General features: G+C 67.1%; 18 protein-coding genes and 6 pseudogenes. 8 read left to right on the plus strand and 16 right to left on the minus strand.

The features are described 5' to 3' along the window. Positions 1-208 precede the first annotated feature (208 nt). Complete coding sequence (locus EET03_RS31615) at positions 209-778, minus strand: transposase (protein ID WP_244232390.1); 570 nt, start codon at positions 776-778, stop codon at positions 209-211. 21 nt (positions 779-799) lie between these two features. Between EET03_RS31615 and EET03_RS31620 the strand changes: the two genes are divergently transcribed. Next, on the plus strand, positions 800-1,045 hold the full coding sequence (locus tag EET03_RS31620; protein ID WP_244232391.1) for a hypothetical protein: 246 nt from the start codon (positions 800-802) through the stop codon (positions 1,043-1,045). Here the strand turns inward: EET03_RS31620 and EET03_RS31625 are convergent. The 4 genes and pseudogenes from EET03_RS31625 to EET03_RS16120 all read right to left on the minus strand — a co-directional run. Continuing rightward, positions 1,036-1,326, minus strand: a pseudogene (locus tag EET03_RS31625) (IS110 family transposase); the annotation flags it as partial. The gene EET03_RS31620 and the pseudogene EET03_RS31625 overlap by 10 nt on opposite strands. A gap of 653 nt (positions 1,327-1,979) precedes the next feature. Further along, positions 1,980-2,318, minus strand: coding sequence for a GMC oxidoreductase (locus EET03_RS32435; protein ID WP_099193587.1), 339 nt, complete (start codon positions 2,316-2,318; stop codon positions 1,980-1,982). A 133-nt stretch (positions 2,319-2,451) separates the two neighbouring features. Then, positions 2,452-3,648, minus strand: coding sequence for a sensor histidine kinase (locus EET03_RS16115; RefSeq protein WP_075542019.1), 1,197 nt, complete (start codon positions 3,646-3,648; stop codon positions 2,452-2,454). Positions 3,649-3,983: 335 nt separating this feature from the next. Beyond that, positions 3,984-4,385, minus strand: a pseudogene (locus EET03_RS16120) (response regulator transcription factor); the annotation flags it as partial. Positions 4,386-4,510: 125 nt separating this feature from the next. On the opposite strand from EET03_RS16120, the gene lpqS (EET03_RS33285) reads away from it, so the two are divergent. The 3 genes and pseudogenes from lpqS (EET03_RS33285) to EET03_RS16135 all read left to right on the plus strand — a co-directional run. Then, positions 4,511-4,972, plus strand: coding sequence for a putative copper homeostasis (lipo)protein LpqS (gene lpqS, locus EET03_RS33285; protein WP_482805336.1), 462 nt, complete (start codon positions 4,511-4,513; stop codon positions 4,970-4,972). Between the two features lie 105 nt (positions 4,973-5,077). Beyond that, the gene (locus EET03_RS16130; RefSeq protein WP_208649063.1) at positions 5,078-6,187 is read left to right on the plus strand and encodes a PLP-dependent cysteine synthase family protein; all 1,110 of its coding nucleotides are present in this window, start codon (positions 5,078-5,080) and stop codon (positions 6,185-6,187) included. After that, positions 6,187-6,553: pseudogene (locus EET03_RS16135) on the plus strand (MFS transporter); the annotation flags it as partial. The gene EET03_RS16130 and the pseudogene EET03_RS16135, both read left to right, overlap by 1 nt. Before the next feature lie 42 nt (positions 6,554-6,595). On the opposite strand, the pseudogene EET03_RS16140 reads toward EET03_RS16135, so the two are convergent. Beyond that, positions 6,596-6,805, minus strand: a pseudogene (locus EET03_RS16140) (transposase); the annotation flags it as partial. A gap of 101 nt (positions 6,806-6,906) precedes the next feature. Next, complete coding sequence (locus tag EET03_RS16145; RefSeq protein WP_075542015.1) at positions 6,907-7,338, minus strand: DUF6262 family protein; 432 nt, start codon at positions 7,336-7,338, stop codon at positions 6,907-6,909. Here EET03_RS16145 and EET03_RS32440 point away from each other — a divergent pair. The 3 genes and pseudogenes from EET03_RS32440 to EET03_RS16160 all read left to right on the plus strand — a co-directional run bounded on the left by EET03_RS32440 (position 7,319) and on the right by EET03_RS16160 (position 10,587). Continuing rightward, positions 7,319-7,537 (plus strand): hypothetical protein, encoded by a 219-nt coding sequence (locus EET03_RS32440; RefSeq protein ID WP_208649064.1) that lies wholly within the window; start codon positions 7,319-7,321, stop codon positions 7,535-7,537. The genes EET03_RS16145 and EET03_RS32440 overlap by 20 nt on opposite strands. Next, positions 7,501-8,725: pseudogene (locus EET03_RS32720) on the plus strand (serine/threonine protein kinase); the annotation flags it as partial. The gene EET03_RS32440 and the pseudogene EET03_RS32720, both read left to right, overlap by 37 nt. A 410-nt stretch (positions 8,726-9,135) precedes the next feature. Beyond that, positions 9,136-10,587: an MFS transporter gene (locus EET03_RS16160; protein WP_075542011.1), complete on the plus strand. Its 1,452-nt coding sequence runs from the start codon at positions 9,136-9,138 to the stop codon at positions 10,585-10,587. Here EET03_RS16160 and EET03_RS30860 read toward each other — a convergent pair. From EET03_RS30860 to EET03_RS16175, 3 genes are read right to left on the minus strand one after another with little or no spacing between them, the layout of a single operon-like run. Next, the gene (locus tag EET03_RS30860) at positions 10,513-11,526 is read right to left on the minus strand and encodes a hypothetical protein (protein ID WP_075542010.1); all 1,014 of its coding nucleotides are present in this window, start codon (positions 11,524-11,526) and stop codon (positions 10,513-10,515) included. The genes EET03_RS16160 and EET03_RS30860 overlap by 75 nt on opposite strands. 54 nt (positions 11,527-11,580) lie before the next feature. Further along, positions 11,581-12,861, minus strand: a complete 1,281-nt coding sequence (locus EET03_RS16170; protein WP_075542028.1) for a hypothetical protein — start codon at positions 12,859-12,861, stop codon at positions 11,581-11,583. Next, a complete protein-coding gene (locus EET03_RS16175) occupies positions 12,861-14,720 on the minus strand; it encodes a N,N-dimethylformamidase beta subunit family domain-containing protein (RefSeq protein WP_208649065.1) in 1,860 nt (619 codons plus the stop codon). Before EET03_RS16175 ends, EET03_RS16170 begins: the two co-directional genes overlap by 1 nt. Positions 14,721-14,968: 248 nt before the next feature. Between EET03_RS16175 and EET03_RS16180 the strand changes: the two genes are divergently transcribed. After that, on the plus strand, positions 14,969-16,363 hold the full coding sequence (locus EET03_RS16180; protein WP_244232393.1) for a GMC oxidoreductase: 1,395 nt from the start codon (positions 14,969-14,971) through the stop codon (positions 16,361-16,363). A gap of 77 nt (positions 16,364-16,440) precedes the next feature. Here the strand turns inward: EET03_RS16180 and EET03_RS16185 are convergent, their stop codons facing one another. The 6 genes and pseudogenes from EET03_RS16185 to EET03_RS16210 form a co-directional block, all read right to left on the minus strand. Next, positions 16,441-17,706 (minus strand): DegT/DnrJ/EryC1/StrS family aminotransferase, encoded by a 1,266-nt coding sequence (locus EET03_RS16185; protein WP_075542009.1) that lies wholly within the window; start codon positions 17,704-17,706, stop codon positions 16,441-16,443. A 95-nt stretch (positions 17,707-17,801) separates the two neighbouring features. Next, positions 17,802-18,131, minus strand: a complete 330-nt coding sequence (locus tag EET03_RS16190) for a TFIIB-type zinc ribbon-containing protein (RefSeq protein WP_075542008.1) — start codon at positions 18,129-18,131, stop codon at positions 17,802-17,804. A gap of 99 nt (positions 18,132-18,230) precedes the next feature. Further along, positions 18,231-18,452: pseudogene (locus EET03_RS16195) on the minus strand (anti-sigma factor family protein); the annotation flags it as partial. A 140-nt stretch (positions 18,453-18,592) separates the two neighbouring features. After that, positions 18,593-19,696: a PLP-dependent cysteine synthase family protein gene (locus tag EET03_RS16200; RefSeq protein WP_208649069.1), complete on the minus strand. Its 1,104-nt coding sequence runs from the start codon at positions 19,694-19,696 to the stop codon at positions 18,593-18,595. Positions 19,697-19,979: 283 nt separating this feature from the next. After that, positions 19,980-20,387: a putative copper homeostasis (lipo)protein LpqS gene (lpqS, locus tag EET03_RS16205; protein ID WP_082274549.1), complete on the minus strand. Its 408-nt coding sequence runs from the start codon at positions 20,385-20,387 to the stop codon at positions 19,980-19,982. 227 nt (positions 20,388-20,614) lie between these two features. Further along, positions 20,615-21,865, minus strand: a complete 1,251-nt coding sequence (locus EET03_RS16210; protein WP_244232398.1) for a threonine synthase — start codon at positions 21,863-21,865, stop codon at positions 20,615-20,617. Positions 21,866-21,868 lie beyond the last annotated feature (3 nt).

Here is a 21,868-nt window from a genome sequence, read left to right on the forward strand (position 1 = left end):
CCCGAGGCTCCCGCGTCCGACTAAACCACGGGCTCTCGCACACCAAGGACACTTCGACGTCGCCCGGGCGACCCACGCACAATTTTCACCTGCTGTGTGCGGCCCCGCCAGGGGCCAGCGGGACTAATCCGAAAATGATGGTGGGTTGACTCGGGAGTCTGCACGCCGAGATAGCCGTCGGGTGACAGTGCCGGGGTGTGTGCGGGGGTCAGGCTGCTGGGGTGAGGGTGACGGTGTAGCCGAGAGCTTCGAGGTGGCGGATGTGGTTGCGTTTGGTGGCGTCGGGGTTGACGTGGCGGGCGAAGTGATCGGCTCCGAGGTCGATAAACTGGGTGTCTTCGTCGGCCAGTAGATGCCAGATGATGACCAGGATGGAGCGTCCGACGGCGACGATCGCCCGTTTTTTGCCGCGCCGGCGGGCGATGCGCCGATAGCGTTCCCCGAGAAAGGTGTCGGTGCGCCCGGCGACGACGGCAACCTCGCCCAGGACGCGGGCCAGGTAGCGGTTGCCGTGTCCGGTGGAGCCGTTGCCTTTGATCTTGCCGGCCGAGGAGTTGATGCCGGGGGAAAACTTGGCCCACGAGCACAGGTGTCCGGCGGTCGGGAAGTGTGACATGTCGGTGCCGATCTCGGCGAGGATGATCGCGGCGGCGACTGGCCCGATGCCGGGGATCTCATCCAGCCGTGCCACCGCCGTCGCGAAAGGGGCCAGGTACGCTTCGATCTGGGCATCGACGGCGGCGATGTCGGCGTCGATGCCGTCGATGCGGGCCAGCATCCGGGTGAGCAGGAACCCGTGATGGGCGTCGAAGTGGCGTTGAAGGCCTCTTCGAGGCGGCTGATCTTGGTCCGCATCCGCGAGCGCGCCAGCTGTGCGAGCACCTTGGGGTCGCGTTCGCCGGCGATCAACGCGGCCATCATCGCCCGCCCGGACACCCCGAAAATGTCGGAGGCCACCACGGAGAGCTTGATGCAGGCGTCTTCGAGGAGTTTTTCGACCCGGTTCTTCTCCGCGGTGCGCGCTCCGATGAGGTCGATGCGGTAGCGGGTCAGATCCCGCAGGCGCCGGATCGGCGGGGGTGGCACGAAGGGTCGCAGCATCTGCCGTTCGGCCACTTTGCACAACCACACCGCGTCCAGGACATCGGTCTTGGGGCGCCCGGGCAGGTGTTTGACGTCGCGGGCGTTGACCAGCCACGGCTCCAGCCCGTGGGCCTCCAGCAGGTAGAACACCGGTTTCCAATAATCGCTGGTAGCTTCCATCACCACTCGCTCGACCCCGCGTTCGACGAGGTGGTTGGCCAGCTCGGTCAACGAGCCGGTCATCGTCGAATGCGTCGAGACTTCCTGTAATCGTTTCCGCGCGCTGTCAGCCGCGGGAACGCGCACACAGCACACCAGTTCCGCTTTTACCGATGTCCAGGGCCGCGACCCTGGCGATGATCTGTTCCTCATCACCGGACACCTCCAACACGGTCGACCACCTCCGCCATCACCGAAATCCAATACCTGACGGGGTGGTCGCCCGTAAAATCGCAACGGGAACAACAAAATCTAATCCTCGTGCTCTGCTGAAACGGCAACAATGAAGGGCCCACAACGCGATCCCAGCGCCCGGCTAGACGACAGCCTGCAAGGACCATAGAGCGACGGCGTCGCAAGGCGACCACCAGCCCATTTTCACCCCGAAACGGGCGACCCCATGGTCAATTTGGCTAGACCCCGCGATCCGCTCCAGCAGAACAGTCCGTCCTGCGGTAACCAACCCGCGCATATCAGACTTGACACCCGCGTCGACAATCATCGACACGCTCGCCGGCACGGTTCGGCTCGGCCAACGGAAGCGGACGCCACGACGACGGTCATGGCGTCCGCTTCCCCCTGGCTATTGACAAACGGATCTACATATCAGGTCGTAGCTGCCTTGGTTAGTACCGCCGAGCAGCCTGGTCATCAAGGCACGCAGGTCTTGCGCTCGGTCAGCAGTGATCGGCGGCGAGCGTACGGGCGGTGTGTCGGGCCAGCGTCAGCGTGGTCAGCGACGGGTTGGCGGCGCCCGAGCGGGGGAAGGTCGCCGGCCCGATCACGTAGGCTCCGGCGGCCGGGGGGACCCGGCCGGCAGGATTGACGTGCTCGCCGCCGAGCGGCGGCGTGCCGGCTTCATGGTCCACGCTGCCGTGCTCGTCGAGTTGGTCAGCGAACCGATCGATATAGGCGGCGACCTCGGCGGTCAGCGCCGCCGCCAACATCTGCCGGGCGCCGTCGCGGACGATCTCGTCGATGAGCGTCAGTGGGGGAATTTCAGTGAGCGCGATCAGGTGCGTACACCCCGCCGAACAGCGTCGTCATGCCGCCGCTGCGGACCACGTCCATGTCATCCATACAGTCCGCGCCAGCACACATACCCGCTACCGCGGTGACCAGCTCGGGCGCAGGGTTGGCCGCCCCCGCCTAAGTAGAGCTGGCTCTTTCGCCGGCGGATACCACGGTTTCAGGGGTGCGCTTGGCACCCGATGCAGCCAGCGGCAGGGTGACGGTGAACGCGGCGCCTTTGCCGATGCCGTCGCTGGCCGCGGCGACGCGTCCCTTGTGGGCCTCGACCAGCGCCTTGACGATGGCTAGTCCGATTCCGCCTCCGCCGTAGCCCCGATCGCGGGCGAGATCGGCTCGATAGAACCGTTCGAACACATGGGGTAGGTGTTCGGCGGGGATGCCTTCACCGCTGTCGACGACCGAAACCGTGAAGTCAGCGCCGTCCACAGCCGCGCGGACTTCGACGCGTCCCCCCGGCGGCGTGTGGCGCAGCGCGTTGTCAAGCAGGTTGCCTAGAACCTGAGAGAGCCGTTGCGGGTCGCCCCACAGCGGGGGCAGGTTCGCAGGTAACGTGACGACTAGATCGACATGTTTGCTCCGATAGCGTTCCTGCATGGCCGTCACGGCAGCATCGATCAGCTCGCGCACGTCGATCCAGCTAAAGGCCATCGAGTAGGCACTCTCTTCGGCTTGGGCGAGTGCAGAAGTGTCCTCGGAGAACCGCACTAGCCGGCGGGTCTGGTCGCGCAGCATCGCGGCGGTCTGCGGGGTCAGCGACCGCACCCCGTCTTCGAGCGCGTCCATATAGGCGTCCAGCACCGAGGCGGGGGTGCGGATCTCGTGGGCCAGGTCGCCGAACAACTGGCGCCGGGTAGCGTCGACGGTCTGTAGCCGGGCCGCCATCTGGTTGAACGAGTCAACGAGTGTGTCGAAATCCTCGTCGAGGCGGGTAGGCGAAACCCGGATGTCGTATCGGCCGCGGGCGACCTCGGTCGCAGCGGCGGCGACCTCAGTGACCGACCGTTGCAGCCGACGGCTGACATACCAACTGACCGCCAGCGCCATCAACGCGGAAATGGCAAGGGCGCCGCCGACGGCCACGGCGGTGGCCGATCTGTAGGCATGGTCGGCGTGTATTTCCAGGAAAGAGTTGACGGGCACCTGCCCATGCATGTGTTTATGGAAAAGCGGCGGTCCGACGACGGCGGCAATTGCCCAGGTGGCTGCTGCACCGGCGGCGAGCACTAGTGTCTGGGCGAGCAGCAGGCGCAACCCGATGCCGGGCCGGCGCAAGGATCGGCGCGGCTTTGCACCTGGTGTGGTGTTGTCACTCATTGTCCCATTCCCATCCGATATTCGACGCCAGTCGCGGGCGATGGTCGATCGCGGCCCAAGTGCTCGTCGCCGTGTTCGCTCGACTGTGTGGGAAGGACCTTGCCGAGCCGGTCTGGACGAGGTGATCTTTCCTCCCCAAGGTCTACCGCGGGTCAAACCTGTTGTTGTGATGTGAGAGATGACTCGACTGCCCTTCTGGGTCGCAGTCTAGGCCTTTCGGCACTTCCGCAGGAGTCAAGTTGCGTCCGGGCAAGAAGTGCACGAAGGCGACGCACCGAAATGACTGCCTGCTAGTTGGCCGTGGCCTCGGTGCTGACGTCCCCGCTCCCTGGCTGCATTGTGCGCGGTCGGCGCAGCATCGCGAGGATGCGGGCGACGAGTTCGCGGGGCCTGAAGGGCTTGGTCACATAGTCGTCGGCGCCGACCGACAATCCGATCAGTGTGTCCGCCTCGCTGTCGCGGGCAGTCAACATCACAACATAGGCATCGGAGAAGGTGCGTAGCTGGCGGCAGGTTTCAATGCCGTCCATCCCCGGCAAGCCCAAATCGAGGACAACGACATCAGGGTGAAACGCACGGGCCAAAGTGAGCGCATCGGACCCGTCGTGAGCGATACATACTTCGAACTGCTCATGCTCGAGATAACTGGCGACCACTCCGGCTAGCGAAACTTCGTTGTCGACTACCAATGCCCGATGGCCTGCGCCGGTCACTGAAGTCTGCGGCACTGTTTCCATCCGTCCATAATGCCTGCTGCGATCATGCTGTATCAGTTTTCCGGGCTTGAGCGATGTCGAGAGAATCTTCGCACGTTCTGCGCTGGTGTCGCGGCGATCGTCCGTCTTCGACCGGGAACCTGTCGATGTCCGTGCGGTTCCGTTTTTTTGGGTCGCGGTGTTGTTACAGTCGGGTCATCGTAAGTTTCAGCGGCACCCCGACGAGCTTTCGCCTGAGGTCCACCGTTCTCGTGTTCGGCGCGGCGGTGGTACTCGTCTTGGGCGCCAGAGTCGCCCTGCCCAGGTGTGAAGTCTCCCCGGTCCATTCACATCGCTCGGTATCGGCATCTGCGGATCGTGTTCTCGCGCTCGCCAGTCACGACCATATTCAGCATGAATCCATCTGTTCGTCGGACATGTCTGCTGCCGCGGTCTTACCGCGAATCGCGCCGCTGGCCGGTTCCGATTTCATCGCCATGGCGGGCATCGCCATTGCCGGGTGGCTGGCGGCCATGGTGTCGCCAATGATGCGGTCGCCGCCCGGTCGGCTCGCTGCTTCGTTGACCGGCAAACAGATTTTGTCCCGGTTGTGCATCACTCGTCGCTGACCGGTCATCGTCAGACCGGTGGCTCTGCTGCCATCACGGTTGGTGACTGCTGTCATTGTCAGCTGCCGCGCTACGCCGCGGCTTTCACGCAGAAGCGACGATCACATGAATTCTGCCTTACCTCCTGAGAACAACCGACCTCTAGCATCTCAGCCTGTTGCGTTGGGAACGCAGGGACGGGCGAACACGATTGTCGGCACCACGCCGGTGTTGCGGGTGTCCGCGCCGTTCAGTGAACCGGACCGCGGCTTCTGGGCCAAGCTCGAGGGACTTAATCCCGGTGGTATGAAGGACCGCCCCGCGCTGCACATGGTGGAACAAGCTCGGGCGCGCGGAGACCTGCTGCGCGGTGCGCGAATCGTCGAATCCAGCAGCGGCACCATGGGCTTGGGTTTGGCGCTGGCCGGGACCGTGTACGGGCATCCGGTCACCGTGGTGACCGATCCCGGCATGGAGCCGATCATCGAGCGCATGCTCACTGCATACGGCGCCCACCTCGATCTGGTCGCCGAGCCTGATCCGGTCGGTGGGTGGCAGCAGGCGCGTAAGGATCGAGTCGCCCAGCTGTTGGCCGAAGATCCGCATGCCTGGTATCCCGACCAGTACAACAACCCCGACAACGTGGCCGCTTACCGACCGCTGGCCTTAGAACTTATATCCCAACTAGGAAATATTGACGTGCTGGTGTGCTCGGTGGGAACCGGTGGACACTCGGCGGGGGTGGCGCGGGTGCTGCGCGAATACAACCTCGACCTGAAGCTGATCGGCGTGGACACCATCGGCTCCACCATCTTCGGGCAACCAGCCGCCAGCCGACTGATGCGCGGCCTCGGGTCAAGCATTTATCCCAGGAACGTGGACTATCCAGCCTTCAACGAAGCACACTGGGTTGCCCCTGCAGAGGCGGTATGGGCATGTCGTACCCTGGCTTCGACCCAGTACGTCAGCGGCGGCTGGAGTGTGGGCGCAGTCGCACTTGTCGCGGGCTGGGCCGCCCGAACACACCCGCGCGGCACCACCATCGCCGCGGTATTCCCGGACGGGCCGCAACGCTACTTCGACACCATCTATAACGACGATTACTGCCGCGAGCACGCTCTGCTCGACGTCGAGCCGCCGAGCGAACCGGCGGTCATCAGTCACCCCACCGAACGCGTCGTGCAGTCCTGGACCCGCTGCCCCGTCGTCATCGACCCGGCCGCCGGAAAGCGGTGATGGGCTTCATCGGCCAGTTCCGCAGCTTTGATCCGCAAAGCCGGATGTTGATGATCAACCAGTTCTGCATCAACCTTGGCTTCTACAGGTTCATGCCCCACCTGGCCGGCTATCTCGCCGGTTCGGTAGGCCTGGCAGCCTGGGCGATCGGGCTCGTGCTCGGCGTACGTAATTTCTCACAGCAGGGCACCTTCGTCGTCGGCGGAACACTGGCCGACGGCTCGGCTACAAACCACTGATTGTGGCCCCGCTGCTTGCTTCGCACAGCGGGATCGCGCTACTGGCCTTGCCTAGTCTCTGCCGATCGTTCTCATCGCCTCGGCAGCAACAGGTTTCGCAGGCGCCCTGTTCAATCCCGCGGTGCGCGTCTCGGGTCCGCCCGATTAATGGTGTAAGTGGCATCTTCGGTTAGTTGGTTTCGCTGGCCGGGGTGCGGTCAGCGAAGGTGATCGCGAAGGCATTCAGTGCTGGCTTCCAGCGCATCGTCCATCGCTTCTGGCCTGTCCCGGTCGGATCCAGCGATCGGGTGACCAAGTATAGGCATTTCAGGGCTGCCTGCTCGGTGGGAAAATGACCGCGCACGCGGATCGCGCGGCGGTAGCGGGCGTTTAACGACTCACAGGTTATCTGGAGCACTGTGTGCGATAGCTGTTGTGACCTGCAGGTTTGTGTCATGGAGGGTGTCCATGACGCGGCTGGAGATCGATATCGGTTGGCGGTCAGCACGGCCCGATCGTTACCGAAGTGTGATGCGTTGGTTCGCGGTGTCGGCCGGTGTCGTCGCGGAGTTGGCCAAGGGCGCACGCGAGTTGGCGGCGTAGCCGCCGGTTCTCATCGGCGAGTTCGTGGTTGCGGCGGTTGGCGATTTCGAGGCGCTGTCGCAGGGAGTCGTCGCTGGCGCGTTGTCGGGCAGGTAACGGTGTGCTCGGCTCGGGCCGGTGCTGGGCGCGGCGTCGGCGGATCTCGTCTTTGAGGTCGGTCTGGGTGTAGATCCACGAGCGGGAGACACCGGCATGGCGAGCGACGGATTCGAAGGTGAGCACGGCGCCGGTCCGGTCGAGTTCGTGCATCGCCGCGATGGCCTTGGCGCGGGTGTGTTCGTGCCGCTGTTGAGCGGCGCGGAGGAGGTGGATGCTGTTGTTAGCCCGCATGTTTGGCCTTCCCTGGTTCTGGATCGTTGAGGGCGGTGATGATGTTGTCCAGGTTATGCAGGACTTGACGGTTCATCTCGGCCAGACGTTGTTGACCGCGGGCTTCGGCGGCGGTGATCAGTTGCAGGGTCTGTTGCCGCTGCTGGTGGTGCTGGGGCAGGAACTCGGCTGCGACCTGGGAAGGCTCCGGTGGCTTTAGATGCGGTGATCGCCAGAGGCATGGCGAAGAACCCCGAAGAGCGCTATCGCAGCGCCGGTTAAAATGGCCACCGCCGCCCACAATGCACTGACCGCAGCCGAGCAAGACAGGCGACGCGATTCTGCAGCACGGCGAGAAAGCAACCCTCCCGACCGGAGCTGCAGATACCGGGCTGGCGAGCGCCGACGCTGTGGCCCAGGCCAGGGCATGGTCGCGATTGTCAAACTCGCCCACCCAGCCCGGGTGGACCCCGCCCTCCGCCGGCCCTGCGGACTCACGGGCGTCAGCCAGTCACCCCGCGAACGAGCGGAGCCTCACAAACGCACGCTGTGGGCTCTCGTCGGCGCGACCACACTTCTCGTCATCGCCACCATCGGCGTCCGGATACCTGGTAATAGGGGGACCGCACCCATCGACGTCGGCGTCCGGGCAAACCGACCTGCCGTTCACCGGACTCGACTTCCCCTTCTCACCAGGCGGGGTAGCGCTGGATAACACCGGCAACGTTTACGTCACCAGTCAGGGCATGTACGGGCGGGTAGTGAAGTTGGCCCCCGGGTCGCACACTCCGGCAGTGCTGCCGTTCACCGGCCTTTACCAGCCGCAGGGGCTGGCGGTAGACGCCAACGGCACCGTGTACGTCGCCGACTTCAACAACAGGGTGGTGAAGCTGGCTCCCGGATCGGGCACCCCAACTGTGCTGCCCTTCACCGGCGCCAATTTCCCGCAGGGGGTGGCGGTGGATGTTGCCGGCAATGTTTAGTCGCCGACCGGGGCAACAACAGGGTGGTGAAGCTGGACACCACGTCGAACACGCAGACTGATCTGCCGTTCACCGGCCTCAATCATCCAGATGGTGTGGCGGTGGACGCCGCCGGGACCGTCTATGTCACCGATTCCGACAACGACAGGGTGCTGAAGTTGGATCCCGGTTCGAGCACCCCGACGGTACTGCCCTTCACAAGGCTCACTGTGCGCTCGGGTATCGCGGTGGATACCGCTGGCGCTGTCTACGTCACGGACCACGAGGGCGGGAAAGTGGTGAAGCTGGAGCCCGGGTCGAGCACCCCAACGGTGCTGCCGTTCACCGGCGACCACCCGGTGGCCGTTGCGGTGGATCCCGCCATAAAGAAAATACTTGTCGCCGACAACGGCGCCGACCAGGTGGTGGAACTGCCAGCACGCTAACAGTGTGCTCGCAGCCCTGGCCGTTTGAGGGAGGATCGACTTCGACAATTGGGGCCGCATTGCCGGTTGCCGGCGCCGCAGTTGGACGGCAAGTTCCAGGGCATGAACCGAACTGCAGAGCCGACGTGATCGCCGGCAAATCGTGTTGACTCGCACGTCTTGAGCATGAGGCCCCCAGGGCACGCTGTGGGAAATATTTCGGTTTTAGAATTGATCACACAGTCCCGCTCCCCATCCTCCGGAGACGCTAGCCGCGCGACGAGTACGGGTCGCGCACCGACTGTTCGGCCGGTGACGCCATTGACGGGCCAGATAGCGAGTGCGGCAACTGTTCAGATGCGAGACAGCGTGGGACGGAACGCGATGGGCCATTCCGGCGGCCATCACCGCCCGGCCATGGCGTGATCACAATGTGCGTTGATCGCAACCGCGATCGAGACCATACGGTGGTGGATGTGACCGACGCGACGAGCGCCGCCGAAACCACCGCCAGTTGGCGTGTGCTATTCGGTCCCAGGTATGTGGCGACCGCGACGCTGCTGGCCGGGGGTGTGGGGCTCTACGCCGTCAACGAATTCCTGACGATCAGCCTGATGCCCAGCACGGTCGCCGACATTGGCGGCGAGCGGCTGTACGCGTGGGTGACGACGCTGTACCTGGTCGGATCCGTGATAGCGGCGAGCACGGTCTACTCGGTCTTGCTGCGCGTGGGAGCGCGGGTGTCCTACCTGCTCGGACTGGCGGTGTTCGGGGTCGGCACCCTGGTGTGCGCCGTGGCGCCGAGTATGGAGGTCCTGCTGGCGGGCCGGACCCTGCAGGGCGCCGCCGGCGGCCTACTGGCCGGGCTCGGCTATGCGGTCATCAATGCCGTTCTGCCCCCGTCGCTATGGGCTCGCGCATCGGCGCTGACGGCGGCAATGTATGCGGTCGCGACCGTAATCGGGCCCGTTACGGGCGGCTTGTTCGCACAGTTCGACGTGTGGCGGTGGGCGTTCGGCTCGATGGTGATGGCAACGGCCGCACTGGCCCTGTTGGTGCCGGCGGTACTAACAGCAGACACCGTCGCCCGGAGGGGCGTGACGGCGGTGACCAAGGTCCCGCTGTGGTCGCTATTGGTTCTGGGGGTTGCCGTGTTGAGCGTCAGCGTCGCGGGAATCCCGCACAACGTTTTCGCGACCGCCGGGCTGCTCGCCGCCGGCGGGTTGTTGGTCGGGATCCTGCTGATCTTCGAGTGGCGGATCCGGGCAGCGATGTTGCCGCCCAGCACGTTTGGTTCCGGACCGTTGAAATGGACCTATTTGGCGATGGCTCTGCTGATGGCGGCCGCGATGGTGGAGAGCTATGTGCCGTTGTTCGGTCACCGGCTGGCACATCTAACGCCAGTGGTGGCCGGGCTGTTGGGTGCGGCGCTGGCACTTGGCTGGACGGTCAGCGAAATAGTCAGCGCGTCGCTGAACAACGGGCGGGTCGTTGCCCGTCTGGTGGCGGCCGCACCTGTGGTGATGGCGGTCGGTCTGGCGCTGGCCGCAATCACTCAGCGCGACAACGCTCCAATCGGCATCGTGGCATTTTGGGCGTTGGCACTGGTGGTCACCGGGATCGGCATTGGCGTGCCCTGGCCGCACCTATCGGCATGGGCGATGCACTGTGTCGACGACCCCGCCGAGGGCGGCGCGGCGGCCGCCGCGATCAACACGGTGCAGCTGATCTCCGGGGCGTTCGGTGCTGGCCTGGCCGGTGTGGTGGTCAACACCGCCGGGGGCGGCGAGGCCATGGCGGCCCGCTGGTTATTCGCGGTGTTCATGGTGCTGGCGGCTTTCGGGGCCATGGCCTCCTACCGCGCCACCCGAGGACAGTTCTGATCCCTGCGGTGCTGCCACCGTCCGTCGCGGTTTCATCCTGCTGGTGGTGGTTGAGCGCCAGGCGCGGGATTTCGATCGTTGATGCCCGCCGTGATGGTCATAGCCGGCGTGATGCCCATAGAAGGAATCCGGCCGGTCCGCCACGGGGCGACGCGGCACCGGCGGCTGTGGGGCAGTCCGACCGGGCGGCCGGCTCCGGCCGCGCAGCAATCGCGGGCGAGACAGCATCTGGCCCAGCTCGAAACAGCGATTGACCAGTTCTCGCAACGCCACCTCCGCCGCCTCGTGCTCACGGGCCCGAAGCGAGCCCCGAACTGACCCGGGTGTCGCGTCCAGCAGGGCCTGCAGCGCCGCCACCCGGGCGCGCATGTCCGACTGCACGCCGGCATGACTGGATGTCGCCCGCTCGAAATCTGCCATCGCGAGCTGCCGCCGCTCGAACATCGTTGCCGCGGCATTGCGCATTCCAGTCGGGTGCGACAACGGGCACGGCTCCACTTGCACCCACGGCGGAAGCGTTGCAGGCAGCGGGACATCGCCCGCGACGTCGTATCCAGGATCAGCGGCAGCTCGGCGGGCCCGGGCGATCCACGGCGGCACCGCTACGGCGATCAGGCGCACCTGATCAGCGGTCACGGCGGTCAAGAAGCCGGGGGAAGGCGGCGGACCAGACCGTTCCTCGGCCTCAACGAAGGCGTCGGCAAGTGACTGCAGGGCATAGGCCACCCAAGAACACAACAACTGCCCGCTTTCCGCGGGTGACATCGTCAAGGGGCTCAGCCCGGCACTGACCAGGTCTGTTCGCAGCCGATCCGCTGCCACAATTTCCTCGTACGCTCCGCCCCCGGCATCGAGTACCGGCCGGATCTGTTCGACCGGAACCTCACGACGCACCTTCGCCGCGACACGTCCGAACAACGACTGCCCACGCTCCGACATAGCACCACACTGGTGGACCCGCACGAACGAACCCGATCTGACGCCGCGGTGGGTCTACCCCGTCTCACGCGGGGTGCGTGACTGGTCGACGTCCCGCTGCGCTGCCGCCAGCCGGTCAAGCAGGCCCGCAGCCTCGCGGATGGTGACCGTCGGGGCGGCCGATCCCACGCCGAGAGACAGCGAGCGCGTGCTCAAGCCGAGGGCAGCCAGGCAGTCCTCGATGACCTCCAGATCGGTTGGGAAGTAGCGCAGCGTGGTGGTGAGCACGGAGTTCAGTTCGGTGACCAGTTCCGCGGTGCGCCGGTTGTCGAGGTCGGCGATCCGCACCGGCGTGCCTGCCGGCGCGTCCATGGTCCGCACCGGATCCACGCGGGAAGACCGGAAACGCCACACTCGCCACTGTCCCACCGACGGCGTCCCGGTCGCCAAATAGGCCGCCATCGCTCGCCGCGCGCTGGTGTGCAGGGCGCGGCGGCGCAGCTCGATGAGCACATCCTCCCGGCCGGGATCGAAGTCCCAAGTTCCGGCGATCGTGCCGGGGCCCAGGTGATGTATGCCGCGCGTCAAGTTGGTGATCTCGTTGAGCGGGGCGAATCCTCCGGCTTGCTGGATGGCTGAGGCGCGCGCCGCGAAGTTGCCGCTGAGGGCTATCGCTTCCGCATGGTGGTCGAATTCGGCATGTCGCGCCGCGTCGAACGGCTCCTGGCGCAGTCGCCGGACGAACTTCGCGGCCAGCAGGGCGCGCAGCGCGTCGGCGGCGAAGAAGGCCGGCCACAGGGGGGCGGGGCTGTGCTCGGAGTCGAACAGCACCGGGCCGAGGGCCGCGGCCACCCCCGGCTCGCTGACGACCCTATGCAGGTCGGCGAGCATTCCGGCCGGCGCGCGCACGATGTCGTCGTCGCATACGACGCATGCAGTGCGGTCGGGATCGAGGCCTTGCACCTGCAGGACCGCCTCCAGAAGGAGTTGGCGAAGCTCTCCCATCCGCGGCCGGCGCGGCAGCGTCAGCTCCGCCACGGCGAACTGGACAGCCGTCGAGTTCCGCGCGGCAGCCAGTCCACGGGCCCGGAAAGGGGTGCTGTCGGCCGGGCGGGCCTCTGGCCGGTTGACCAGCAGCACCACCGAAATCGGCACCGCAGCGCGCTGCCTGGCCAGCTCCCGCACGGTGTGAGTCAGCACGGCGCGGCTCTGCCCGCCGAACCCGACGGTGGGAATCATTACCGGTAGCGCCGGGCCGGGTGGCAGTTGCCCGCTGAGCTCGTCGACGACACGCTGGCGCAACTCTCGATACACCGCGTCGGCACCTCTGGCGGCTGGGTCCGCGGTCCCGGTCATCAGCACGATCCAATTCGGTCGTGCCGGCCGGCGAAGGGTGCGCAACGCTCGGTCAGTTCGGTCGCGGCGGTGATGACGGTGTCGAAAGCCTCCGGTGTCATCGGCTTGCGCAGCCCGTCTCGCACAGGGTCCCACGCCGGGTCGCCGAACGGCCGGTTTCCGGTGCCCACCTCGGCGACCGGATTTAGTGCCGGGGCCACGGCCACCACCAGGTCGCGTAGTCGGCATAGCACGTCGATCTGCGCGAACTCGGCGGCCGACAGGATGGGCTGGGTGGTCCACCCGAAGCTGGTCTGGCCGTCCGGGCTGGTCACCGTCACCGTAACGGTGAGCAGGTCCGCGACGTCGGGCACCGCCAGCTGGCAGGTGAGCGCGCCGGGTACCTTTTTGGCCGGGCAGTCGCCGACGGCGATCGTCCACGTGAACGTGGTCCCCTCCGGCGCCGGGCCGCGGAGGTCAACCTGGAAGGTCGCGTCCTGGCCGGCCACCACCAGCCAGCGGCCATGTCGGGCCGGGAACGGCCCCAGCACCCGCGCGCCCTGCCCGGCGAGCCGGCCCAGCACGTTGCGGGTGATGGCGGTCACCACCGGGTCGCCCTGCGCAAGCAGGCGCGGCCAGTCGGTCGTGCCGCAGGTGAACACCGTCCCGGTGTCGGTGTAGGCGCCGAGCACGGCGGTGGCCGCGGGACCGGCCGGCCGGTCCTGCCAGCCCTCTCCCAGCCGCGCGGTCCCCAGCACCGCCAGCTCCGCGGGGGTGCCGTCGGTGCCCGCGGCACGTAGCCGGCCGCCGGGACCCGGTTCCACCACTGCGCCGTCGCACTCGTAGCCGACAAGGCGTTCCGTCGATCCGAACACGTCGCCGGTGCGTAGGTTCAGCCCCCCGTACACCCAATGCCCGGCGTGCTGCACCGTGTAGCCCAGCGGCTCCCGCGGGCCGTCCCACCACCCGCCGCCGTGCCGGTAGCTGACCCCGGTCAGACGATTCTCCGGGCGGGTGCGCCACCAGTTACCACCGCCCGGATGGCTGACCGGTGGATGCACGGCGGTGAGGTCGCCGTTGTCGGTCAGGTCGACTCGCCACCAGCTGGTGTTGCCGCTGAAGAACGCGATATTGCCGCCACGCCGCACGAAATCCTCGGCCGCCTGCCGCATCGGCGGGCTCCAGTACTCGTCGTGGCCGACGCTGAGCAGCAGACGGTGCCCGTCCAGCACGGCGGGGTCACGGTGCAGGTCGAAGTCGGTGCAAAAGTCGACGTCGACGCCCTCGCGCTGCAGCCAGGCGATCATCGGCACATCCCAGTGCGCGACGCCCTCCCGCGGCGAGCTCGGGTCGTAGACGTCCACCGCTTCCGGGAAGGACGGCGCCCCGCCGGTGCCGCCGCCGGGCCTGCGGGTGGTGAGCACGGTGGGCGACAGGCTCGGCACGAACGACGCGGTGTGATACATGCTGCCTCCGCCGGCGGCGTTATAGGCGTGGTAGGTCGCCAGCGGCACCTTGTACAGGATCGGCGCCCGTCGCGCGGAGGCGGCGGGCCGGACCACGAACAACGCCTGCCCACAGCGGGCGGCCAGGTCAATCGGCGGCTGGTCGTCCTGCCCGGTGTCGATCACCGCGAGGTAGGCGCCGCTGCGCCAGCTCTTCGGGACGTCGAACAGCTCGCCGGGCCATCCCCAGTCCCGGTCCGGCAGGCCGGGGGGAAGCTCGAAGCCGCGCCGCCAGGAGCTCTCGCCCACCGGCTCGAGCTCGCACCCTATCCGCAAGAACCGGACCCGATAGCGCGGCGCCGGGGTGGACACGTGCAACATCAGCCGTTCGCCCGCGCGTACGCTCGGCTGGCGAGGGTAGGCCTGCGTACTCACCCGCAGCCGCCACGCGGTGGGCGAGACGGCGCCGCCAGCGGGCGGTCCCGCACAACTACCAACATGTCTCCCAGACGTCGCGACCTAGCCGGGCCCAAACAGAGGCCCTGCGATGATAACCACGCCCGGCCGGTTCGGCCTGACCGTGGCTTCGGCTCAATTATCCATTGAATGCGCTGCGGTCGGTGCGACGTGCGGTGGACCAGACTTGCCTAATGGATGAATTGGACGGCTGAGGAAGGGATTGCATGATCGGAACTGTTGCCGACGTGGTGGTGATCGGAGCGGGCCTGTCGGGCCTGGAACTCGCCCGCACCCTGGTTGCGGCGGGTGTGAAGGACGTGCTCGTGCTCGACGCCGGAGAGGCGCCCGCGGTCGCGGCGGTACCTGCCGCAACGTGGCGCACCACCGCTCCCCCGCACTACTCGGCCGCGGCGGCACCGGACCGAGTCGGCGGGCGGTCGTTGCGCTGGCACGGGGTGGTGCTGCGGCTGGAGGACTGGGCGCTGGATGCGTCCTGGCCGGCACCGCTGCGCACCGCGCTGACCGGTGCAAGCGGCGCGCCCGGCGCGCCGTCGCTGTACGCCGAGGTGGAGCGGGATCTCGCGGCCTGGGCCGGTGGCCCCCTGGCAGGCCGCGGGGCCGACGAGACACCCGAGCTGTCGACCGCGGCGCTGGGCCCCTCCGCGCGCCCCGTCCCGCTGGCGACGCGGCCCGAGAGCGACGGCGCAACGCGGGCATACACGCCCCTGGCCGAGTGCACCGAGTGGCTGCACCGGCCCGAGGGCAGCCGATTACCCCGGATTCGGCCCGGCTGTCGGGCGGTGGAACTGGTGCGGGACGCCGGGAACGTCACCGGGGTGCGCGTCGCCGCCGCGGGCACGAGCGAGGTGGTGCCCGCGACGGCGGTGGTGCTGGCCGCCGGCACGCTGGAAAACACGCGGCTGATGGCACGGCTGCCGGAGCTCGACGGCGGCGAGTTCACCGGCCTCAATGATCACCTGGTCCAGGGCTTCGTGGTGCGACTGCCGGCCGGTGCGGCCGGCGAGGGGACGCTCGGCGACTCGTTGCGCTACGTGGCCGAACCCGCCTGCCGATCCAACGTGTTCGCCCGGGTGCGCCCGTTGCCGACCGACAACGGTGTGCTGGTCGACGTGTGGGCCATGGGCGAGCAGGTGCGATCGGCGGAATCGAGGCTGTCGTTTCCGTCGGGCGGCCGGCCGCCGACGGTGGTGCCCGGCCTGGCCGCCGCCGATCACGAGGTGCTGGCTGGGCAGCGCGAACTGTTGGGGCGGGCCTGGTCGGCAGTTGCCTCCGTCGCCGGGGGCGGCGGGCATAACCTGCGGTTCCCCGATTTCCGCACCGAGCCGCGGCCCTTCGCGACTGCGGTGGAGCAGGTCGGATCCGCGCCCTACCGCACCCCGGTGTCCTATGCTTGGCCGCTCGGCAGCGTGGACCATGAAGCCGGCACGCTGCCGCTGGGCGGCGAGCACGTCGACGCTGCGGGCCGCGTCCGCCTCGCTGCGGGAGCCTACGTGGCCGGGCCGTCGACCTTTCCCCGCTCGGGCGCCGCCAATCCGTCGCTGACCACCCTTGCGCTGGCCCGCCACGCCGCCCGCACACTCGTCGCCGATCACTGCTGACCAAAGCGCGGGCCTGGATGAAATGACCGGCGCTAGCGCGGCCGGAGCGCTTCACCAGGGACCAGCGGCGTGGCGACTCACAACTCGGTTGCGTACCGGGCGACCTTAGAAAAGGCGCTGACCACGGCGTCGAGACCCGCGTCGTCGGCCAACAACACCCGGTGCGGGACAAGGATGAGGTTGTCGTACAAGTGCTCGGCGTGGCGGAAATCGCCCCACTTCGCGGTGGTCCGCAGCCGGCTGTCAAGCCAGCGGTACCGCGGCTTAGTGTGCGGGCAGTACAGCACGTTGTCATGCAGCGGCCGATCGCAGCGGTATACCCGCACCCCCAGCTCGGCGGCCACTGCGGCGCAGACCCGGTCCGTGGGTGCGCCGGCGAAGGCTTCCGGGTCGCGACGCACCGCGTAGGCGAACACGCTGGGCAGTTCCAGGCCGGGTTGCCTGGTCATTGGATGCAGACCGGGCAGTCGCGCGAGTTCGGCGTCGAGCATCTCGGCACCGCGCGCCCGCCGCGCCAGCTGCGCCGGCAGCCGCTCCAGCTGGTCCAACAGCAGCGCTGCGGGTAGCTCGCCAAGACAGTGGTTGGTTCCCATCACCTCGCCGGCCTCAACAAGGTACGGGTAGCCGAGCCTCGGTTCGGCCTCCGGGTAGCGGCGGGCGTCGGCGCGCAGCTGCTGCAGACGGTCATAAAGCACGGGATCGCCGGTGACGACGGCGCCGCCCTCGCCGCAGGTGAGCACCTTGCCCTGCTGCATGCTGAAGGCACCCACGACGCCGATCGAGCCGGCGCGGTGGCCACGCCACCGGGCGCCATGTGCTTGGGCGCAGTCCTCGATCACCGGCAGGCCGTGCGCGTCGGCCAGCCGCACCAGGGCGTCCATATCGGCCATCCGGCAGTGCAGGTGAACCGCGATGATGGCGGTGGTGCGGTCCGTGATGGCCGCGGCCGCGGCTTCCGGGTCCAGGCAGCCGGTGCCGGCGTCGACGTCCACGAAGACCGGCACCGCGTTGACGTTGAGCACCGCCGTCGCCGTCGCGACCCACGTCAGCACCGGGACAATCACCTCGTCCCCAGCACCGACGCCGACCGCCTCCAGGGCCACCACCAGGCTGCTCGAGCCATGGTCGGTGCTCACGCAGTACGGCACCCCAACCAGTTCGGCGAACCGGCGGGCGAACAGCCGCTCGTAGGGCTCATCGCCGGTCCAACCGCCGGTAAGTGTCCACCGGCCGCTGCGCACCGCGGTGGCTACCCGGTCGATCGTGGCGTCGTCGTGCTGAGGCCACGGCGGCCAGCCGTCCCGCCACACTGGCGGACCGCCTGTCAGTGCGAGCCATCCCATCACGCACCCGTTCCGGGTAGGACGGGGCCGTTCACCCGCCGCTGCCGACGAGTGCGTGCTCGAGTTGCCCTGCACTCCAAGGTTGTCACCGGCGATCAGTCGAAAAGCCCGTGCAGAAAACCGCGCCGGCCGTGATGCCCGTAGTAACCGTGGTCACCGTGGTGGTCGTCGTGGTAATCACCGTAGTACGGGCTTGGAGGCGGATACGGCGGCGGCGGCTGGCTGTAGCCGGGCGGATACCCGCCGACCGGGGCAGGCGGGGTCTGCTGGTAGTAGGCGGTCTCCGCGTCAATGAGGCTCTCCAGCTCGCCACGATCGGGAACCACCCCACGGCAACCGGTGCAGCGGTCCACATTGATCCCCGAGCGCGAATAGGTCTCCATTTCGGATCCGCACCGCGGGCAGATCATCGCCTTGTCACTCATCACCTAGGCACCTCGCAACCGAGGCGCCGTGCCGTCCAATCGGCTTTTAGCACGCACGTCACCACATTCGACCGCTTCGGCGAAATTCCCAGTGGGATGAGAACTCTCCACGATGGCGGCTACCTCATCACGGTCAAGCACCGAGAGCAGAGCGGGCATACCGCTGAGTTCGGTAACAGCCTTCCGGCACACTGTGCAACCACCCAGGTGTCTTTCAAATTCGCGCCGGTCGTTCGCAGACAGCGACCCCAGAACGTACGCGGCATCCCACATCACGTACTCGGCGCAGTCTTTTTCGGGTCGTTTGCGGACATCGGGCATGCAACGTCGCCCGGGAAAACATGTCATCGCGGCACTCCTTTCCCTCGCGCAGTCTGTCGCTGGCCTCGCAGCAGTGTGATGGTCACAAAAGTGGTATGCATATCGTTCGACCTTTTCCGTGATTCATGTTCGGCCCGCTTTTATGCGGGGATTTTCTCGGCGTCGCCGTTGTTTTCGTTGCGAACCGCTTGCCGGCGTCGTGGTTTGGTGAGCAGCGTCGGTGCCACCGTGGTGGGGTCGACGACGGTGGTGCAGCGGGTCCAGCGCTGCACGACGGCCTCGCTGGGGGTGTTGATCTGCTCGGGCCCGCTGGGTGCGGTGGCGTCGAGCAGCCCGTGACGGCGGCAGTAGTCGTCGTTGTAGATGGTGTCGAAGTAGCGTTGCGGACCATCGGGGAACACCGCGGCGATCCTGGTGCCGCGCGGATGGGTGCGCGCGGCCCAGCCGGCCACCAACGCCACCGCGCCCACACTCCAGCCCCCACTGGTGAAGTGGGTGGCGGCCAGGGTCCGACACGCCCACACCGCCTCGGCCGGCGCCACCCAGTGCACCTCGCTAAACGCGCCGTAGTCGACATTGCGCGGATAGATGCTCGAGCCCAGCCCGCGCATCAACCGGCTGGCGGCCGGCTGACCGAAAATCGTCGAGCCCACCGTATCGACCCCGATCACCTGCAGATCGGGATTGGCCTGGCGCAACACCCGCGCCACCCCCGCCGAATGCCCGCCGGTACCCACCGAACACACCAGCACATCGATATCGCCGAGCTGATCCAGCAACTCCTGGGCCAGCGGCCGATAGGCATCCACATTATCGGCGTTGCCGTACTGATTGGGGCACCACGCATCGGGCTCGGCGGCCAACAACTCAGCCACCCGTTCCTTGCGGGCCTGCTGCCAGCCCCCCACCGGATGCGGCTCGGCGACCAGATCCACCCGGGCGCCATAGGCGGCCAACATATGACGAATGATCGGCTCCATCCCCGGGTCGGTCACCAAAGTGACCGGATGGTGATACGCCATGCCCGCCAACGCCAACCCCAACCCCAAACTGCCGCTGGTCGATTCCACGATGCGCGCCCCCGGCAACAACTCACCACGCAACCGGGCCCGCTCCACCATGTGCATCCCCGGGCGATCCTTCATACTGCCCCCGGGGTTAGCACCTTCCAGCTTGGCCCAAAACCCGCGCTCACCCGAGCCGAACGGCTCACCGACCCACAACACCGGGGTATTACCCACCATCGCAGCCGGCCGGCGATACTTCTCCGGCACCCGGCGGCACCGATCACAATTCGGGCCACACTCATGGGGAGCAGCCGGCCCCGACCCCTGCCCCGCACTCACCGCAGGGCGGTGGCCGGTGTGGTGACGCGAACCGTGCGCCACCGCAGCATCCAAAGACAAAACGTGATTCATATGATCGTCGCTTCCAAAATGGCGGCCGCCAATCAAGGCAGGCCCAATTGACATCGGTCAGACGCTCACCGGCCGCGTGCAACGAGCACCACGACCTGACGCTGACCAATCAGCGACGCAGAAGACAGAACCGAGTCAACAAATCCCGACCGGCAACGACACCGGCCAACCCCCACGGCGGGCCCCGCCCCACCGGCACCACCACAGCACCGGCCACACCGGCGACGGCCACCACCGCCACCACCAGACCCAACACCACCAACGCCGCACCCGCCCGCTGCGGCAACACCGCAGCAGCGAACTGCTCCGGGTGATGCGAATGCCTCGACGCATCCACCACATGCGGATGATCGACATTAGCCGCAAACTCGCCACCCAACGACGACACCAACGGATGCCCAAAGTGCACACCATGGCGCTGCCCCGACAACAGGCCCCCATGAGCACCCACCGCCACCAACGCCCACACCAACGCCGCCACCGCAACCACCGACACCAACCAGGAACGGTCGCTCACGGAGCGCGTCCGCCGGGCGATATCAGCTCGGCCAGCAACCCGCTGACCACACCATGCCGCCCCGCCCGCTACCTGCGGCGCGCGACCAGTCATCACCTGTGGGACACCCACTCGGCAAGTCTATACCCCCCACCCGTACTGCGTAAAGCGGACGGCGTGCCCGACCGGAAACTGCTTGCACACGCGTATGCGCCTGGTCGTAGTTCGCTGGCTGATGGACGGCATCGTCATTTCCACATTCGCGCGGGGAGCGCAGCCTCTAGCGCCGTCAAGGTGGGTTGGAGAACCGGCAGATCGGGCAGGTGGCCGGCGGAGGAGTCGGGATCTTTCAGCCCTGTTGACGTCGACAACAGCACGACGCTCTCATCGCGGTCGAGCCACATCCGGTCGGCGAGTTGTTGAGCAGCGAGGACCGCCAAAACCGAGGCACCTTCGGCGTAGAGGCCCTCGGTCGAGGACAGTTCAAGCTGCATGCGGGCGATCGCGTCATCGGATTGCTCTGCGACGGCGGTTCCGTTGGTGGCTCGAATGGCATCCAGTCCCTGCTGGGTGGCTACGGAAGTCGCGACGGAAAATGCCATCGTGCGCCGTGTGAGAACCGTTGGCAGCCTTGTTTTCTCAGACCGCAGCCCGCGTGCGTAGGCGCCAAATGGGTCGACGGCGACCAGCCTCGGCATCCGGCTGGCAAGGCCGAGAGCAATGAGGTCTGCAAACCCTCGCCGAATACCGGCGAGTCCATCCCCGTAGGCGGTCGGCACCACGACGACATCAGGCGTTTCGCCGAGCTGCCGCCACAGCTCGTAGGCGATCGTCTTATATCCCTCGATGCCAAATGGGTTGGAGCCGAGCGGCGGGCTCATCAGCCCAGACATAGGAGTCCAACCGAACGCGTCGACCGCTGCTCTCATCACCGACCAGCGGTCTGGTCCGCTTTCATAAGCGACGACGAAGGCTCCATACGCCTGCATCAGAGTGCTCAGCTGGCGCGGCACGGACGATACGGTCAAGACCACACAGCCGAGCCCGGCGGCCGCGGCGTAGGCCGCGACGGCCGCACCGTGATTGCCTGTCGAGGAGACGATGACGGTGGAAGCGCCCGACGCCGCCGCCTTGGTAACCGCGACCGCCGCGAGCCTGTCCTTGTATGACCACGTCGGATTGCGCGTTTCGTCTTTGAGCATGAGTCTGCGCATGCCCAAGCGAGGCCCCAGACGGTTCAAGGCAAGCAGCGGTGTCGCGCCTTCTCCCAGGCTGATCGGGACATCGTGGGGTGCCAACGGCAGCAGCCCACGGAAGCCGAAGATGCCTCGCTCGGACGCCTCCCAGGGCAACGGGCCGGGCGTGAGGGCGTAGGCAGGGGTGAGGTTCACTCCAACGCCGGCGCGGGCACAATCGCGACATCCGAACGACGCTTCGGCTTCCGGTGTCTGCAGTCCGCACCGGGGGCATCGGAGAAAACCGAGATATCGGGCGGTCATGGC

This window comes from Mycobacterium innocens (assembly GCF_900566055.1).
Classification (GTDB): domain Bacteria; phylum Actinomycetota; class Actinomycetes; order Mycobacteriales; family Mycobacteriaceae; genus Mycobacterium; species Mycobacterium innocens.

What these genes read in the sequence shown, in the direction of transcription:
- EET03_RS31615 (WP_244232390.1), bottom strand. Translation starts at nt 778, where the DNA reads ATGCTGGCCCGCATCGACGGCATCGACGCCGACATCGCCGCCGTCGAT.
- EET03_RS31620 (WP_244232391.1), top strand. Translation starts at nt 800, where the DNA reads ATGGGCGTCGAAGTGGCGTTGAAGGCCTCTTCGAGGCGGCTGATCTTG.
- EET03_RS16115 (WP_075542019.1), bottom strand. Translation starts at nt 3,648, where the DNA reads ATGAGTGACAACACCACACCAGGTGCAAAGCCGCGCCGATCCTTGCGC.
- lpqS (WP_482805336.1), top strand. Translation starts at nt 4,511, where the DNA reads ATGTCCGTGCGGTTCCGTTTTTTTGGGTCGCGGTGTTGTTACAGTCGG.
- EET03_RS16130 (WP_208649063.1), top strand. Translation starts at nt 5,078, where the DNA reads ATGAATTCTGCCTTACCTCCTGAGAACAACCGACCTCTAGCATCTCAG.
- EET03_RS32440 (WP_208649064.1), top strand. Translation starts at nt 7,319, where the DNA reads ATGCTGTTGTTAGCCCGCATGTTTGGCCTTCCCTGGTTCTGGATCGTT.
- EET03_RS16145 (WP_075542015.1), bottom strand. Translation starts at nt 7,338, where the DNA reads ATGCGGGCTAACAACAGCATCCACCTCCTCCGCGCCGCTCAACAGCGG.
- EET03_RS16160 (WP_075542011.1), top strand. Translation starts at nt 9,136, where the DNA reads ATGTGCGTTGATCGCAACCGCGATCGAGACCATACGGTGGTGGATGTG.
- EET03_RS30860 (WP_075542010.1), bottom strand. Translation starts at nt 11,526, where the DNA reads ATGTCGGAGCGTGGGCAGTCGTTGTTCGGACGTGTCGCGGCGAAGGTG.
- EET03_RS16170 (WP_075542028.1), bottom strand. Translation starts at nt 12,861, where the DNA reads ATGACCGGGACCGCGGACCCAGCCGCCAGAGGTGCCGACGCGGTGTAT.
- EET03_RS16180 (WP_244232393.1), top strand. Translation starts at nt 14,969, where the DNA reads ATGATCGGAACTGTTGCCGACGTGGTGGTGATCGGAGCGGGCCTGTCG.
- EET03_RS16185 (WP_075542009.1), bottom strand. Translation starts at nt 17,706, where the DNA reads ATGGGATGGCTCGCACTGACAGGCGGTCCGCCAGTGTGGCGGGACGGC.
- EET03_RS16190 (WP_075542008.1), bottom strand. Translation starts at nt 18,131, where the DNA reads ATGAGTGACAAGGCGATGATCTGCCCGCGGTGCGGATCCGAAATGGAG.
- EET03_RS16200 (WP_208649069.1), bottom strand. Translation starts at nt 19,696, where the DNA reads ATGGTGGGTAATACCCCGGTGTTGTGGGTCGGTGAGCCGTTCGGCTCG.
- EET03_RS16210 (WP_244232398.1), bottom strand. Translation starts at nt 21,865, where the DNA reads ATGACCGCCCGATATCTCGGTTTTCTCCGATGCCCCCGGTGCGGACTG.